General features: G+C 49.7%; 13 protein-coding genes. 2 read left to right on the top strand and 11 right to left on the bottom strand.

The features are described from left to right. Positions 1-85: 85 nt before the first annotated feature. The 11 genes from KNQ15_RS03230 to KNQ15_RS03180 all read right to left on the bottom strand — a co-directional run bounded on the left by KNQ15_RS03230 (position 86) and on the right by KNQ15_RS03180 (position 11,023). The gene (locus tag KNQ15_RS03230; RefSeq protein WP_214727776.1) at positions 86-1,480 is read right to left on the bottom strand and encodes a murein hydrolase activator EnvC family protein; all 1,395 of its coding nucleotides are present in this window, start codon (positions 1,478-1,480) and stop codon (positions 86-88) included. 40 nt (positions 1,481-1,520) lie between these two features. Then, positions 1,521-2,420 (bottom strand): permease-like cell division protein FtsX, encoded by a 900-nt coding sequence (ftsX, locus tag KNQ15_RS03225; protein WP_214727774.1) that lies wholly within the window; start codon positions 2,418-2,420, stop codon positions 1,521-1,523. Further along, the gene (ftsE, locus tag KNQ15_RS03220) at positions 2,410-3,096 is read right to left on the bottom strand and encodes a cell division ATP-binding protein FtsE (protein ID WP_029342495.1); all 687 of its coding nucleotides are present in this window, start codon (positions 3,094-3,096) and stop codon (positions 2,410-2,412) included. The genes ftsX and ftsE overlap by 11 nt, the downstream gene beginning before the upstream one ends. Before the next feature lie 191 nt (positions 3,097-3,287). Then, entirely contained in the window at positions 3,288-3,659 is a 372-nt protein-coding gene (gene cccB, locus KNQ15_RS03215) for a cytochrome c551 (protein WP_029342496.1), read from the bottom strand. A gap of 115 nt (positions 3,660-3,774) precedes the next feature. Further along, on the bottom strand, positions 3,775-4,644 hold the full coding sequence (locus KNQ15_RS03210) for a YitT family protein (protein ID WP_023469242.1): 870 nt from the start codon (positions 4,642-4,644) through the stop codon (positions 3,775-3,777). 97 nt (positions 4,645-4,741) lie between these two features. Further along, positions 4,742-5,245 (bottom strand): GNAT family N-acetyltransferase, encoded by a 504-nt coding sequence (locus KNQ15_RS03205; protein WP_029342497.1) that lies wholly within the window; start codon positions 5,243-5,245, stop codon positions 4,742-4,744. Continuing rightward, positions 5,245-6,012, bottom strand: a complete 768-nt coding sequence (locus KNQ15_RS03200) for a class I SAM-dependent methyltransferase (protein WP_214727772.1) — start codon at positions 6,010-6,012, stop codon at positions 5,245-5,247. The genes KNQ15_RS03205 and KNQ15_RS03200 overlap by 1 nt, the downstream gene beginning before the upstream one ends. Positions 6,013-6,072: 60 nt before the next feature. After that, positions 6,073-7,173, bottom strand: coding sequence for a peptide chain release factor 2 (gene prfB, locus KNQ15_RS03195; protein WP_023469245.1), 1,101 nt, complete (start codon positions 7,171-7,173; stop codon positions 6,073-6,075). Between the two features lie 69 nt (positions 7,174-7,242). Further along, the gene (secA, locus tag KNQ15_RS03190; protein WP_029342500.1) at positions 7,243-9,762 is read right to left on the bottom strand and encodes a preprotein translocase subunit SecA; all 2,520 of its coding nucleotides are present in this window, start codon (positions 9,760-9,762) and stop codon (positions 7,243-7,245) included. Positions 9,763-9,978: 216 nt separating this feature from the next. Beyond that, positions 9,979-10,542, bottom strand: a complete 564-nt coding sequence (hpf, locus tag KNQ15_RS03185) for a ribosome hibernation-promoting factor, HPF/YfiA family (RefSeq protein WP_023469247.1) — start codon at positions 10,540-10,542, stop codon at positions 9,979-9,981. A gap of 280 nt (positions 10,543-10,822) precedes the next feature. Further along, positions 10,823-11,023 (bottom strand): cold shock domain-containing protein, encoded by a 201-nt coding sequence (locus KNQ15_RS03180; RefSeq protein WP_023469248.1) that lies wholly within the window; start codon positions 11,021-11,023, stop codon positions 10,823-10,825. A gap of 251 nt (positions 11,024-11,274) precedes the next feature. Between KNQ15_RS03180 and KNQ15_RS03175 the strand changes: the two genes are divergently transcribed. Both KNQ15_RS03175 and KNQ15_RS03170 read left to right on the top strand, forming a co-directional pair. Next, positions 11,275-11,781 (top strand): competence protein ComK, encoded by a 507-nt coding sequence (locus tag KNQ15_RS03175; RefSeq protein WP_029342501.1) that lies wholly within the window; start codon positions 11,275-11,277, stop codon positions 11,779-11,781. Between the two features lie 108 nt (positions 11,782-11,889). Further along, a complete protein-coding gene (locus KNQ15_RS03170; RefSeq protein WP_214727770.1) occupies positions 11,890-13,743 on the top strand; it encodes a hypothetical protein in 1,854 nt (617 codons plus the stop codon). Positions 13,744-13,751: the final 8 nt, after the last annotated feature.

The following is a 13,751-nucleotide window of genomic DNA, read 5'->3' as shown; positions in this document are numbered from 1 at the left end:
CCCACTTCCGTTAAAAAACGCAGTATTTTTTTCAGTATAGCAAAAAAAGATAGGTTACCCTATCTTTTCGGTATTCTATGGGATGTCAAAAGATGTACGGTGCCGGATCCACCGCATTTGGTTGTCCGACCGCCCATTCTCCCTTATGCAATTCGAAATGCAGATGCGGTCCTGTTGACCAGCCAGTTGAGCCAAGCGTCCCGACCGTTTGACCTGGCATGACCGTTTGACCCGCCGACACACTGATCGAGTCGAGATGCGCATAAACGGTTGTATAGACCTGTCTGTCGATCAAATGCGTCACCATGACGACATTTCCGTACCCGGTCGCACTACCGGCACGGAGGACGATCCCACCGGCTGTCGCATGAATCGGAGTCCCTTTCGCATTGACGAGATCGATGCCCGTATGCAACTCCGGCTTCCCTGTCAATGGATTGTTCCGCGGACCAAATGGTGACGAGACATAGCCTTTGACTGGTAAGTGGAATGGTCGACTGACGTCGACATCAACACTCGAATCCGGTGTTGCACTTGGCGTCTCAGTCTCAGGAACCGACGTCTCTGTTTTTGGTGTCTCTGCTTTCGGTGTCTCTTGTTTCTGTTCCTGTTGCGCTGCTGCCTCTCGTGCAGCTTCAGCAGCTTCTGCTTGACGTTTGGCTTCTGCTGCCCGCGCGGCTTCTTCGGCTTTCCGTTTCGCTTCTTCTTTTGCTTTTCGTTCCGCTTCTTGCAGGGCAATCAATTCGTTTTGGATCAGACGGCGCTGATCCGCGAGGATTTCCGCCTCCTCGGCTTTCGAGAACTGCTCTTGTTGCAGTTCCTTGACCTTCGTGTTCAACTGGACGACGAGCTTCCGCTTCAAATCAGACTCCGCGATGATTCGCGTCTGAAGCACGAGTAACTTCCGTTGTTCCTGTTTCATGCTCTCCAGTAATAAGGCCTGCTCCGAACGTTGTTCGTTCAGTTGTTTGACGTTCGCCTTATAGGCTTGCAAGACATTATCATCTTGTTTGATGATCTCGCTGACCGTACTGAAACGCGAAATCAAATCACCGAAGTCCTTCGCGTCGAGCAGGACCTCGATGTATTTGACGTCTCCTTTTTGCTGGACGGCACGCAATCGGCTTCCGAGCAACTCTTCTTGCTGATGCAGTTCCTTCAACGTCTCGGAAATCGCTTCTTCCGTCAGACGCAATTGTTCTTTAGATGCAGCAACAGCCGCTTGTTGATCGGCTATTTTAAGCGCTAAATCATCCAAACGGCTGTTGACTTCATCCAGTTGCGCACGGGCTTCCTTGCGCTCCTGTTTCGTCAAGATTAACTTCTCTGATGTCTGATTCTGTGATCGTTCCGTCTCTTTCAGACGGCTTTCGACCTCCTGTTGTTCCTTCAGCAAATCTTCTTTCGACGTGGCATCAACGGACACACTAGTTCCAATCAAAGCTAAGCTCAGGACGGCAGAATAGAATCGGACTTTCATGAGAAGCATCTCTCCTCTATTTTATTTTTGAGTGAATCACTTAAATCTTCAAGAAACGACCGAGTGATGTCGTAGATCCCCATACACCGATGAATGCACCGAGTCCGAGTAGGATCAAGACGACTTGTGCCGACAGTTCACCTGGTGGAATCAGCGAGAAGATTCCCGCATTCACGGTAGCAAGTTGCGGTTGGATCGCGTTGTAAGAGACTTCGTAACCGAAGTAGACGACGACGATCGGGATGATGGCGCCTAATATGCCCATCAGTAATCCTTCGACGAAGAACGGTGCACGGATGAATCCGTTTTTCGCTCCGACGAGGCGCATGATCTCGATTTCCCGGCGACGGGAGAAGATCGTGACTTTGATCGTGTTCGAAATGAGGAACATTGCCATGAATGTCAATCCGACGATCAGGATGATTCCACCGATCCGAACTCCTTCAAGGAAGTTAAACATCTTTTTAACATAGTCCTTACCATATTCGACACTATCTACATTTTCCATTTTTTTGATGGAATTTGCAAGTGTTTCTGTCTCTTTTGGTGAGGTAGCTTTGACGATATATCGGTCGTGAAGTGGGTTATCCTTTTCAACCGACTGATAAGCTTGTGAGCCTTCGCCAAGTTGCTCCTTGAAGCGGTCCAGTTCTTCTTCTTTCGAACTATAACGAACAGAGTTGACACCCGGCATCTGCTTGAGGGAGTCACCCACTGCATTAATCTTCGACTGGTCTGCTTCTCGTTCGACGAACACTTGAATTTCAACGTCTTTTTCGACGTTATCGGAAATCTTGTTGACGTTGAACATGAGCATTGCGAATATTCCTACGAGAAGTAAAGTGACGGTAACAGCACTGACAGAAGCGAATGTCATCCAGCCGTTCCGGACGAGACCTTTTGCCCCTTCCCGTAAATGACGGAATCCATTAAACTTCATAGCCGTACATTCCTTTCTCTTCGTCTCGGACGATTTTTCCTCCGTCGATTGCTAAGACACGATGACGCATCTTGTTCACGATGTCTCGGTTGTGTGTCGCCATTACGACCGTTGTCCCACGGCGATAAATCTCTTCAAATACTTCCATGATCTCCCATGCTGTATCCGGGTCCAGGTTCCCAGTCGGCTCATCGGCGATGACGAGTGACGGACGATTGACGATGGCTCTCGCGATCGAGATCCGTTGTTGTTCGCCCCCAGATAATTCGTCCGGATAGTTGCGCTCTTTATGTTTGAGCTTCACGAGATCGAGAACCTCGAGGACTTTCTTCCGGATTTGTGATTTGTCTTCTCCTACAACTTCTAGCGCGAAGGCGACATTTTCATAAACCGTCAATGACGGGAGTAGTTTGAAATCTTGGAAGATGACGCCGATTTGGCGACGAAGTTCGGGGATTTGACGGTTCTTCAGCTTACCGACTTCGATTCCTTTAAATAAAAATGAACCGCTCGTTGGTTTCTCTTCGCGGTACATCATTTTCATAAATGTTGATTTACCCGCACCCGACGGACCGACGATATAGACGAATTCGCCTTGATTGATCGTCAAATCGACCTCACGGAGTGCCGTGACGCCGTTCGGATAAATCTTACTGATTCGTTGCATCTTGATCACGTACTTCACATCCTTATTTATTTACTGATGCTGATGGATAGGTCTAAAAACCTACCGACCACCATTATAACAGGGACAAAATTGAACGCACATTACAATCAAATGTCATTTCAGGCGATTATACCATAAAAAAGAGGCACGAATGACGAACACGTGTCGTGTGTCATCTCGTACCCCATCATATCCCATAATTACTTTTTATCAGCGAGCCAGTCGGCAACGGCAACGATTTCTTCATCCTCTTTCAAGAGTCCGGCAGGCATTTGCCCTTTCCCGTTCTTGATGATTTCCTGGATTTCTTCTGAAGAATACTTCGAGCCGACCTTCGTCAGGTTCGGTCCGACGTTCCCTTCAAGGTTGTTCCCGTGACACGATGCACAGTTGTTCGCGAAGATTTTTTCCGCATCGACTGCTGTTTCCGTCTTCGACGAATCATCGTTCATCGTCGACTCTTCCTTCGTACTTGACGAATCGCTAGAGCTTGAATCGTCACTGCCGCCACACGCCCCGAGCGCAAGCGTTGTTCCTAAACCTAACGCAAGTAACAAGTTTTTCAGCTTCATCCGGATATCCCCCTCTTGTAAGTATCTGCAAAAACACTTCTGACCTAGTTAGAGTATAACCGTTATCCGGAAGAGTTAAGCGTGATTTCACAAAAACTTCACGAGTTCGGAACAATTACGGCACATTCCGGTAACGTTTATCATCGGTAAAACCGAGACCGAGCACTTCGTGGGCTTCACTGACGACGAGAAACGCCGACGGATCGATGTGTTTGACGATCTCTTTGAGCGTCGTGATCTCCCCTTGGCGAACGACGACCATCAGCATCGGTTTCCGTGTCCGTGTGAACGCACCTGCTGCCTCGATCTCCGTCGCCCCGCGATCGAGCGTCTCGAAGATTTCCTTCACTAACGCTTCCCGTTGATCGGAGATGATATAGGCGAGCTTGTCGTTCGTGATCCCGAGCTGGACGACGTCGATCATCTTGATCGTGATGAACAAGGCGACGAGCGCATACAATCCGATCTCGAGCGAGAAGATCGTCGCCGCACTGATGACGATCGTTCCGTCGAGCAAGGCAATACAGAGATGGAGCGGCAACTTGGTGAAGCGATGCAAAATTTGCGCAATCAAATCCATTCCCCCGGTCGACGCCCGTCCCCGGAAGATCAGACCGAGTCCGATTCCGACACCGGCACCGCCGAAAATCGCGGCAAGCATCGGATTCATCGTCGCAGCCGGAACATCGAACCGCTCGTAGACGAGGATGACAACCGGTAAAAAGATTGAACCGACGAGTGATTTGACACCAAACCCCATCCCGAGGATCATCCACCCGATCGCTAGTAAGACAACGTTCGCGACGAGTTGGAATAACCCGGGCGAGATCCCAAACAAATCGTTCAAGACGATCGATAAGCCACTGACGCCTCCTGAGGCGAGTTGATTCGGTGCTAAAAATAAACTAAAGGCACTTGCGACGAACAAGGACCCGATTAACAAATACGCATAATCGCGCACGACTTCCTGACGTGTCGATGTCATGACATTCCATTTCCCCTTATCGATTGATTCTCGTGTTTCATTTTAGCGGAAAAGTCAGACAACGACTAGATAGGCGGAACAACTCACAGTGTTCCCTTTATACCGCACTAAAGGGCGGACTATAGCGGACGATGCCGCTAACACCGCGCAACCCATTTCGTTCAAGCGCAAGGACGAGAAAGACCTCTGGCGGAACGGGGAACGGTGGGTGAATATCATAGTCGATCGCCCGTTCGAAACCGAACTGTGGATAGTAGCTGTCGTGACCGAGCACGACGATGTGTGATTCACCGGCGTCCCGCGCATCCTCAATCACTTGACGGATCAATTCGGAACCAATTCCTTTTCGTTGCCAGACCGGCCGGACGCCGACTGGTGCTAAAGCAAGCGACGGAATGTCATCGATATGGATCCGGCTTAAGAGGACGTGTCCGACGATTTCTCCTTTATCAGTTACCGAGACGCGACCGAAGACCGGTTGCGCTGCTTCATCCTCGCGTAAGGCATCGACAAGGTTTGCCTCGTTCGGTTGTTCGAATGCCGCTTCGTGAACGAGCCGGATTCCCGCTGCATCCTTGAAGCCTTCTTTACGAATGATCATCAGATATTGCTCCCTTCGAGTGGTTTTGTTGCAAGAAGCGTAAATTCCTTCGGAATGTTCTCACCGTTCCAGCCCCGATGCTCATCGAATCGCTTTAATGTGAAACCTGTTCGCAGGACACCGTTTAAGATTTCGCTCAGTGTAAAATAGCGGACGGAGACATCCGGAAAATCGGTTTGTTCCGCGTCCGTAAAGTGTGTCTTATACGCCAAATCACCCGCTTGTACCGCTTGATCGAAATAACGCGGTCGATACGTCAAGTCCGCATCGATCCAGCGACCGACCGGGTGAAAATCACTAAGGATCAACTGTCCACCGGGTCGCAAGATTGTAAAGAGAATCTGCAGAAAACGCTCGAGATCCGCAAAATAATGCAAAATCCCGCCTTCTAAGTAGAGGAGATCAAACGTATCGCGATATCTTTCAAGGTCAATCGCGTAAAGATCGCCGACGACATAGTGGATTGATGTCTCAGCATGGTGCGCCAGTTCAAGCGCATACTTGGCATTCTCCTCCGAGATATCGAACACCGTGACGTCTGCCCCGAGTAACGCTAACGGCACCGCCTTGCGTCCGTTCGAACCACAGATGTTCGCGATCGTCTTCCCGGCGACGTCCTCGAGATGACGACGATGTTTCTTTAGGCTTGCGGCTGGATCTTGTTTGATGATCGCAGCATATTCCGCCGGTGTTCCGTCGCGCTTCTCCCAAAATTCATACGCCCGGTACTCCCACGCTTGTTTGTTGATCCGACTTTGCTCCTGCATCACTGTTCCCCCTTTGACGGTCAAAAAACCAGTCGAACATCGTCCGACTGGTTGGTTGTCTTACATATTCATGAGACGGAGGTACGCATCGATGAAGCCCATGATGTCACCATCCATTGCCCCTTGCGTGTTCCCGACTTCATAGTTCGTCCGGTGATCCTTGACCATGCTGTATGGGTGGAAGACGTACGAACGAATTTGGCTACCCCATGCGATATCCGATTTTTCACCACGGATCTCGTCGAGTTTCTTTTGTTGCTCTTCGATTTCGCGTTGGTAGAGTTTTGCTTTCAACATCTTCATTGCCGCTTCACGGTTTTTGATCTGCGACCGTTCCTGTTGACAGGAGACGACGACGCCTGTTGGAACGTGGGTGATCCGGACAGCCGAGTCTGTCGTATTGATGTGCTGACCACCGGCACCAGAGGCACGGTACGTATCGATCCGTAAATCTTCCGTACGGACTTCGATGTCGATGTCATCGTTGAATTCCGGCATGACGTCACACGAGACGAACGATGTATGACGGCGACCTGACGAGTCAAATGGTGAAATCCGGACTAAACGATGGATCCCTTTTTCGGCTTTTAAGTATCCATAGGCATTGTGCCCTTGAATACGGAGCGTGACTGATTTGACACCCGCTTCATCACCCGGTTGGTAGTCCATCGTTTCGACTTTCCAGCCTTGCTTGTCGCAGAAACGTTGGTACATCCGGAGAAGCATCGATGCCCAGTCTTGCGACTCGGTCCCACCCGCACCTGGGTGTAACTCGAGGATCGCGTTGTTTGCGTCATACTCACCGTTCAAGAGGATTTGAAGTTCGAAGTCTTCGAACTTCTTCTTGAGATCGCCAAGTTCTGACTCGAGCTCTTCTTGAAGATCCGCATCCGGCTCTTCCTTGATCAATTCGTACGTCAAGGCGACGTTCTCATGACCTGCTTCGAGTTCTTTGTATTTGTCGACCATTGCTTTTAAGCCGTTCGACTCATCGATGACTTTTTGCGCCGATTCCTGATTGTTCCAGAAGTCTGGGTACGTCATCTCGTTTTCAAGTTCTTCGATCCGAGCAATCTTCGACTCGAGGTCGAGTGATGCCTTATATTCGTCGAGTTTCTTTTCCATCCACTCGGCGGTGTTGCGAATTTCTGCTAATTCCATGTGTTCCACCTTCTCTTTCCGTGAAAGAGAGGCAGGAATCTCCTGCCTCTCTTTCAGTCGATTCATCACTTATGCCTGACGGCCGTGACAGTTCTTATATTTCTTACCGGATCCACACCAGCACGGATCATTGCGTCCGATTTGATCGTTAGGATTTTTCCGGACCGGCTTTTTCTTGACCGCTTTGTCTTCCTTACCTGAAACGGCGACTTCGTCTTGGACGACTTTTTCACGTTTGAGGTTTGGATCGAGATCCGCACGAAGGACAAATTGTGTCACTTCTTCTGCGATCGCAGCGTTCATCGCATCAAACATCATCGAACCTTCCGATTGGTATTCACGGAGCGGGTCGTTTTGACCGTATGCCCGGAGGTGAATCCCTTCACGGAGTTGATCCATTTGATCGATGTGGTTCATCCAGTGTTGGTCAACGGCACGAAGAACGATGACTTTTTCAAACTCATCAAATGCTTCGGCTGGTACTTCTGACCGTTTGTGCTCGTAGTGTGCGAATGTCCGCTCTTTGAGCAACTCGATGATTTCTTCGCGTTCTTTTCCGAAGAGGTCGCTTTCCGTGACCTTCTCTTCGATCGCAAGCGTCTGGTTTGCCCATTCTGCAAGCGCACCGATGCTCCACTCTTCCGGTACGAACTCGACCGGTGTGTACTGATGGACGCCTGCTTCGATCGTCTGCTCGATCATCGGACGGACGATATCTGACACGGAACCCGCATCGAGAATTGCTGCCCGGTCCGCGTACATGACTTTCCGTTGGTCCGCCATGACGTTATCGTAGCCGAGGACTTGTTTCCGCGCATCAAAGTTATTGCCTTCAACGCGTTTTTGAGCCGATTCAACGGCGCGAGACACCATTCGGCTCTCGATTGGTTGTGAATCATCCATTCCGAGACGATCCATCATCGATTGCAACGAATCGGAACCGAAACGACGCATCAATTCATCTTCAAGTGACAGATAGAATTGTGATGCCCCTGGATCCCCTTGACGACCAGCACGACCACGGAGCTGGTTATCGATCCGGCGTGATTCGTGACGCTCTGTTCCGAGGATGAAGAGACCACCTTTATCTAAGACACCTTCACCAAGCTTGATGTCGGTACCACGACCAGCCATGTTCGTTGCGATCGTGACTGAGTTCGCTTGACCCGCGTTCTCGATGATTTCCGCTTCACGTGCGTGGTTTTTCGCATTCAAGACTTCGTGACGGATGCCACGTTTCTTGAGGATGTTGCTGAGCAACTCTGACGTCTCGACGGCAACCGTACCGACGAGGACCGGCTGTCCTTCGCGGTGGGCACGTTCGATTTCGTCTGCGACAGCAGCGAACTTCCCGTTCATCGTTTTGAAGATCAAGTCCGGCATATCGTTTCGGACGACTGGTTTGTTCGTCGGAACCGGTACGACGTGCATGTTGTAGATATTACGGAATTCTTCTTCCTCCGTCTTCGCTGTACCGGTCATCCCAGCAAGCTTTGTATACATCCGGAAGAAGTTTTGGTACGTGATCGTCGCAAGCGTCATCGATTCGCGTTGAATCTCGACGCCTTCCTTCGCTTCGATTGCTTGGTGCAGACCTTCCGAGTAACGACGCCCTTCCATGACACGACCTGTGAACTGGTCGATGATCATGACTTCGTCTTCACGAACCATATAGTCGACGTCGCGATGCATGACCGCGTTCGCTCGTAGTGCGAGACTCAAGTGATGGTTGAGTGAGACGTGCTCGAGACCGAACAAGTTATCGATGCCGAAGTATTTCTCAGCCCGGTCGATCCCTTGCTCCGTCAACAGAACACTTTTCGTTTTGATGTCGACTGTGTAGTCTTCATCTGCTTTCATGATTTTTGCGAATGCATCCGCTTGCGAATAGAGCGCTGTCGATTTCTCGGCAGACCCTGAGATGATGAGTGGTGTCCGTGCTTCATCGACGAGGATCGAGTCGACTTCATCGACGACAGCGTAATGGAGCGGTCGTTGTACACGGTCTTCTTTATAGAGGACCATGTTGTCACGCAAGTAGTCGAAACCGAACTCGTTGTTCGTTCCGTACGTGATGTCACAGCTATAGGCTGCTTGTTTCTCCTGACGCGACATGCTTGAGAGGTTCAAGCCGACCGATAGACCAAGTGCCGCATAAAGAGGCTCCATGATGTCACGGTCACGTTTTGCGAGATATTCGTTGACGGTAACGACGTGAACGCCGTTGCCAGCGAGGGCATTCAAATAAACAGGGAGTGTCGCAACAAGCGTCTTACCTTCCCCGGTTTTCATTTCGGCGATGTCCCCGTTGTGCAGGACATATCCACCAATCAACTGAACGCGGTAGTGGCGCATGCCGAGAACGCGTGTCGAAACCTCGCGACAGACCGCGAAAGCTTCCGGTAAAATATCATCTAAGTCTTCTCCGTTAGCAAGACGCTCACGGAATTCAACGACTTTTCCTTCAAGTTCTTGATCCGATAACGCACCGATTTGTGTCTCGAATGCTTCTACAGCGTCTGCTGCTTTTTCGGCTTTCTTCAGGACACGTTTCGTTGGTGCAAATAATTCTTTTAGAAAATTAGCCATGCCTTACAGTCCCCTTACTTCGAACGATTCTTTGAACGAACAGAATTCCGAGATTTTTCCTTTATTCAGTGTACCGAATACGACGTCAAATTTCAACAAGCGGACCAAGCAGCGGTCTCGGTCTTTTGTCATAAAGCAAACGTATCGTGTTTAAAAATAGTTTTCCATCATATCAAAAAGGGACCCGCCCGTAAGAGCGAGTCCCTGTTGCATTCATTATTCTGGTTCAATCAAACCGTAACGACCATCTTTACGACGGTAGACGACGTTCGTGTTGCCCGTTTCTGCGTCTGAGAAGACGAAGAATGCGTGTCCGAGCATGTCCATCTGAAGAATCGCTTCTTCCGTGTCCATTGGTTTGAGTGTGAAACGCTTCGTCCGAACGAGTTCGAGTTCTGCCTCGTCCTCTTCATAGACTGGCGCTTCCGCTTCCGGTCCTTCGAGCGTTTTGAAGTACTCTCCGATGCCGCCTTCTTTAGCGCGTCCTCTCCGGTTCAACTTTGTTTTGTGTTTCCGGATTTGACGTTCGAGCTTATCGACGACGAGGTCGATTGCTGCATACATATCGCCATTGATATCCTCTGCACGGAGCAAGAGGTTTGGCATTGGAATCGTCACTTCGACTTTTTGCTTCTCATTGTTGACTTTGAGATTGACATAAGCCGTTTGCGCTTCCGTAGGAGTTGTAAAATAACGAGTTAACTTTTCAAGCTTTTTCTCGACGTAATCCTTGAGAGCATCTGTGACGTCCAAGTTTTCACCGCGAATGTTGTAGATCATGTAAACTCCTCCTTAAGTAACCGGTTGAACCTATGAATTCGAGATGCTTCAGTCGTTTCCTTCTGAATATTCGAAATTCTTTGGTTCGTTTTTATTATAGCACGATAAGTGAAGGAAGACCATGAAAACGATGACATTCTCATGAACGTTCCCACCTGTTCTTAGCGTACGATAATATTGAAGCATGTTGATGTTAACGTATATACCCGTTTTATTCGAACTCAAAACAAAAAACCGCTTTTAGGCGAATAGCCTAAAAACGGTGGCGGCTGCTATTGGATTAGATCTTTGAAACGTTCGCAGCTTGTGGACCACGATCGCCTTCAACGATTTCAAATTCCACTTCTTCGCCTTCTTCAAGTGATTTGTAACCATCGACTTGAATCGCTGAGAAGTGTACGAATACGTCTTTCGCGTCAGACGTCTCGATGAAACCATAACCCTTTTCAGCATTAAACCATTTTACTTTACCTTGTTCCATTCGAATTCACGTTCCCTTCGCAAACCAGAGTTCGAGAGCAAGCTCTCTACGGCTTAGTCTATCAAAAGAAGGAATTATTGACAATTAAAAATTCTGATTAATTTGAATTCATTCCGAAAAATGAATAATATTCCCTACTTATTGGTCTATATTTTAAAAAATTACGTTGTCATTACAGTTGTATTATTGTATTATATCGTTAGTAATTACCTATTTTATCCATTGTCCTATCTTAAGGAGGATGTAGTCGAATGCGACCATTCCATAATGACGAAAAGTATCGAATCACGAAACGGACGGTGGCGATTCTCCCGTGCTACGACATGATGAAGCAATCCATCATCGTACTCGAGGATGGCTCGACCATCATGACACCGCTTCGGCCGTATCAACTACTGCAGCTTTCCTGCAGGCAATACAACAGTTCCATTGAGGAACGCATCGTGACAGCAAAACGTGTCGCATCTGTGAAAGGAAAAGTCCCAGTTGTTATTGAACCGACACTTGGCCTCGTGTTTTTCCCAACGAAATCACCGAAACGTGATGATTGCGAGTGGTACGCTTGGAGCCACATGTCCGAAGTCATCGAGGAAGACGGACAGACGAAGCTCAAGACTCGTAATGGCATGATCCTTCCCGTAAACGCCTCTCCTTACATCGTCCGCAACCAAATGAAAGCAACTGGCGAGCTGATGGCTCGTTATCAACAATTGAACGCGATGACATTAGAGGAACGCTTTAATGCAATCAAATCTTAAAGATTAACCGTAAAAAAATCAGGGTTGGGCGATGAATTCGCTCAATCCTTTTTGGTTTCTGCCGATATATAATGAGATGATAGTTTTAAAAAACAAGGAGGCTTCTCGATGAACATCCAATTGAACCCGGCACGTCCGGCGCAATCCCCTGGTCAGACGCCGCTTTCGGAGACGAAGACCTATAAGGGAACGGTCCTTGAGCAGACCGGACCACATACGGCTCTCGTCCAGGTCGGTCGGGATAAGATCGAGATGACCTTCACGGGCGACGTCCCGACAGGTGATTTTCAGTTCAAGGTCAAAGGACAGACCGCAGAAGGTTACTTGATCGAACAACTGACACCCGCGACACCGGATGCGGAAACCCCACCTGTCCTGTCCGTTCCGTCAAACGTTGATCCTGCTTTGCTAGAAGGCGTGCCGGCTGAACTAAAGCAAGCTGTTGCGAAGTTACTCGCAAGCGGTCAACTGCCGCAAACACCGGAAATCGTCGCTCAGCTCGTGACGGCATTGCAAGGCACGTACAAGAACTTAGCACTCGAACTCGTGTCGCGACCGGACACGACACTGCCCATTGACGCTGACGTCTTGATCGCAAGTCTCCTCGCGACGACGGAAGATTATCCGGACGTCCTGCCGGAACGAGACGCCTTAAAGGAGCAGCCGACGTTCGAAAAAGCCGTCGCGCTTGACGTCGCTCGCGTCACACTACCGACGCAACGCGAGATCGAGACAGCGTCGCCCTTGCATATCCGGCAATACATTGAACACCTTCCAGCGGAGAAACGCCCGGCACTCGTCGCTACGCTTGAACGAGGCGATGTTGAAACAGTTCGCAAACAGCTGACGCCCTACTTCCCGCAAGCGCCGCTCGAGCCAAAGACGAGCGTCCGCGAGCAACTGATCGGTCTGACGGCACGGGCAAGTCAACCGGAACCAGTAACGGGGCAAACGGCACCGGTCCGTTCTGCTTTGACGCTCGTCCGCGAAGTAACACCACGTCTCGCTGAAATCACCAACGATTTCAAGAGCCAACAGCGAACGATCGTTTCGCAACTCCGGCAGATCGAACCGCTCGTCGAGACACGTCCTGTCCAGATGGTCGCCGTCATCGAGAGTACCGCACAACGCTTAAAACAAGTCTTCCAACAAACGGATGCTCTGTTGCATACCTCGATGAAAGATGAAAAACAGCTGATTCATTTCTTATCGAAACTCGAACGGGGCGCGGAACTGGCGCTACTCGGACGCGGCACGGAAGCAAAAGCCGTCTTACAGGAAGTTCGCATTGCGTTTGAAGCATTCCGTTATGCGCCAGCAAACATTCGTCCGACTTACTTACCGGAGATGCAAGGATTACCACCGCAAGCACCAGCGTTACCGGTGCCGGTCGCAACAAAAGCTGTTCCGTATGAGCCGCAACAGAACAGTCCACGCCTTTTGCAGGAGACCGTCCAAAAGACGCTTCAGCTCCAGACAGCGGAACTGAAACTCAGTACGCCGGCAGCGAATCCGGAAGCCGCCAAATTGCAGACGTTCCTCGCAGCACAACAGCAAGTTAATAAACCGGACAGCCAGCAACAGTTGAACCAGATTCTGCTGGCGTTGCCGGTCCAACTCGTCGAAGCGACGGAAGGACTACATGTCCATTTACAGAACAAACGCCCGGACGAAGTGATCGACTGGGAAAACAATACGTTGTATGTCCAGCTCAATACGCCACGCCTCGGTGAGATTGGTGTCCGCGTCGAGACCGTCAATCGAAAGATGCAGATCACGATTGAAAATGATTTTCCCGTTCTTGAACAACTGGCGACCCCGTTCCTCGAGCGGACGACGGACGCCTTACAAGCAACTGGTTACCAAGATGTCCGGATCCAGTTCCGTCCATTCACGCGCGAGCAAGTGACGGAGACCGTCAAACAAGACGAGACGCCACGTGGCTACGACTATCGTATCTAAAAAGGAGA

This window comes from Exiguobacterium sp. s168 (assembly GCF_018619035.1).
In the GTDB taxonomy this organism is placed as follows: Bacteria; Bacillota; Bacilli; order Exiguobacteriales; family Exiguobacteriaceae; genus Exiguobacterium_A; species Exiguobacterium_A acetylicum.
This window is presented reverse-complemented; position numbering and strand designations above follow the sequence as displayed.

Bases quoted from the DNA above. Each gene is read 5' to 3' on its own strand.
- KNQ15_RS03230 (WP_214727776.1), bottom strand. From the start codon at position 1,480: ATGAAAGTCCGATTCTATTCTGCCGTCCTGAGCTTAGCTTTGATTGGA.
- ftsX (WP_214727774.1), bottom strand. From the start codon at position 2,420: ATGAAGTTTAATGGATTCCGTCATTTACGGGAAGGGGCAAAAGGTCTC.
- cccB (WP_029342496.1), bottom strand. From the start codon at position 3,659: ATGAAGCTGAAAAACTTGTTACTTGCGTTAGGTTTAGGAACAACGCTT.
- KNQ15_RS03210 (WP_023469242.1), bottom strand. From the start codon at position 4,644: ATGACATCGACACGTCAGGAAGTCGTGCGCGATTATGCGTATTTGTTA.
- KNQ15_RS03205 (WP_029342497.1), bottom strand. From the start codon at position 5,245: ATGATCATTCGTAAAGAAGGCTTCAAGGATGCAGCGGGAATCCGGCTC.
- KNQ15_RS03200 (WP_214727772.1), bottom strand. From the start codon at position 6,012: ATGCAGGAGCAAAGTCGGATCAACAAACAAGCGTGGGAGTACCGGGCG.
- prfB (WP_023469245.1), bottom strand. From the start codon at position 7,173: ATGGAATTAGCAGAAATTCGCAACACCGCCGAGTGGATGGAAAAGAAA.
- secA (WP_029342500.1), bottom strand. From the start codon at position 9,762: ATGGCTAATTTTCTAAAAGAATTATTTGCACCAACGAAACGTGTCCTG.
- hpf (WP_023469247.1), bottom strand. From the start codon at position 10,542: ATGATCTACAACATTCGCGGTGAAAACTTGGACGTCACAGATGCTCTC.
- KNQ15_RS03180 (WP_023469248.1), bottom strand. From the start codon at position 11,023: ATGGAACAAGGTAAAGTAAAATGGTTTAATGCTGAAAAGGGTTATGGT.
- KNQ15_RS03175 (WP_029342501.1), top strand. From the start codon at position 11,275: ATGCGACCATTCCATAATGACGAAAAGTATCGAATCACGAAACGGACG.
- KNQ15_RS03170 (WP_214727770.1), top strand. From the start codon at position 11,890: ATGAACATCCAATTGAACCCGGCACGTCCGGCGCAATCCCCTGGTCAG.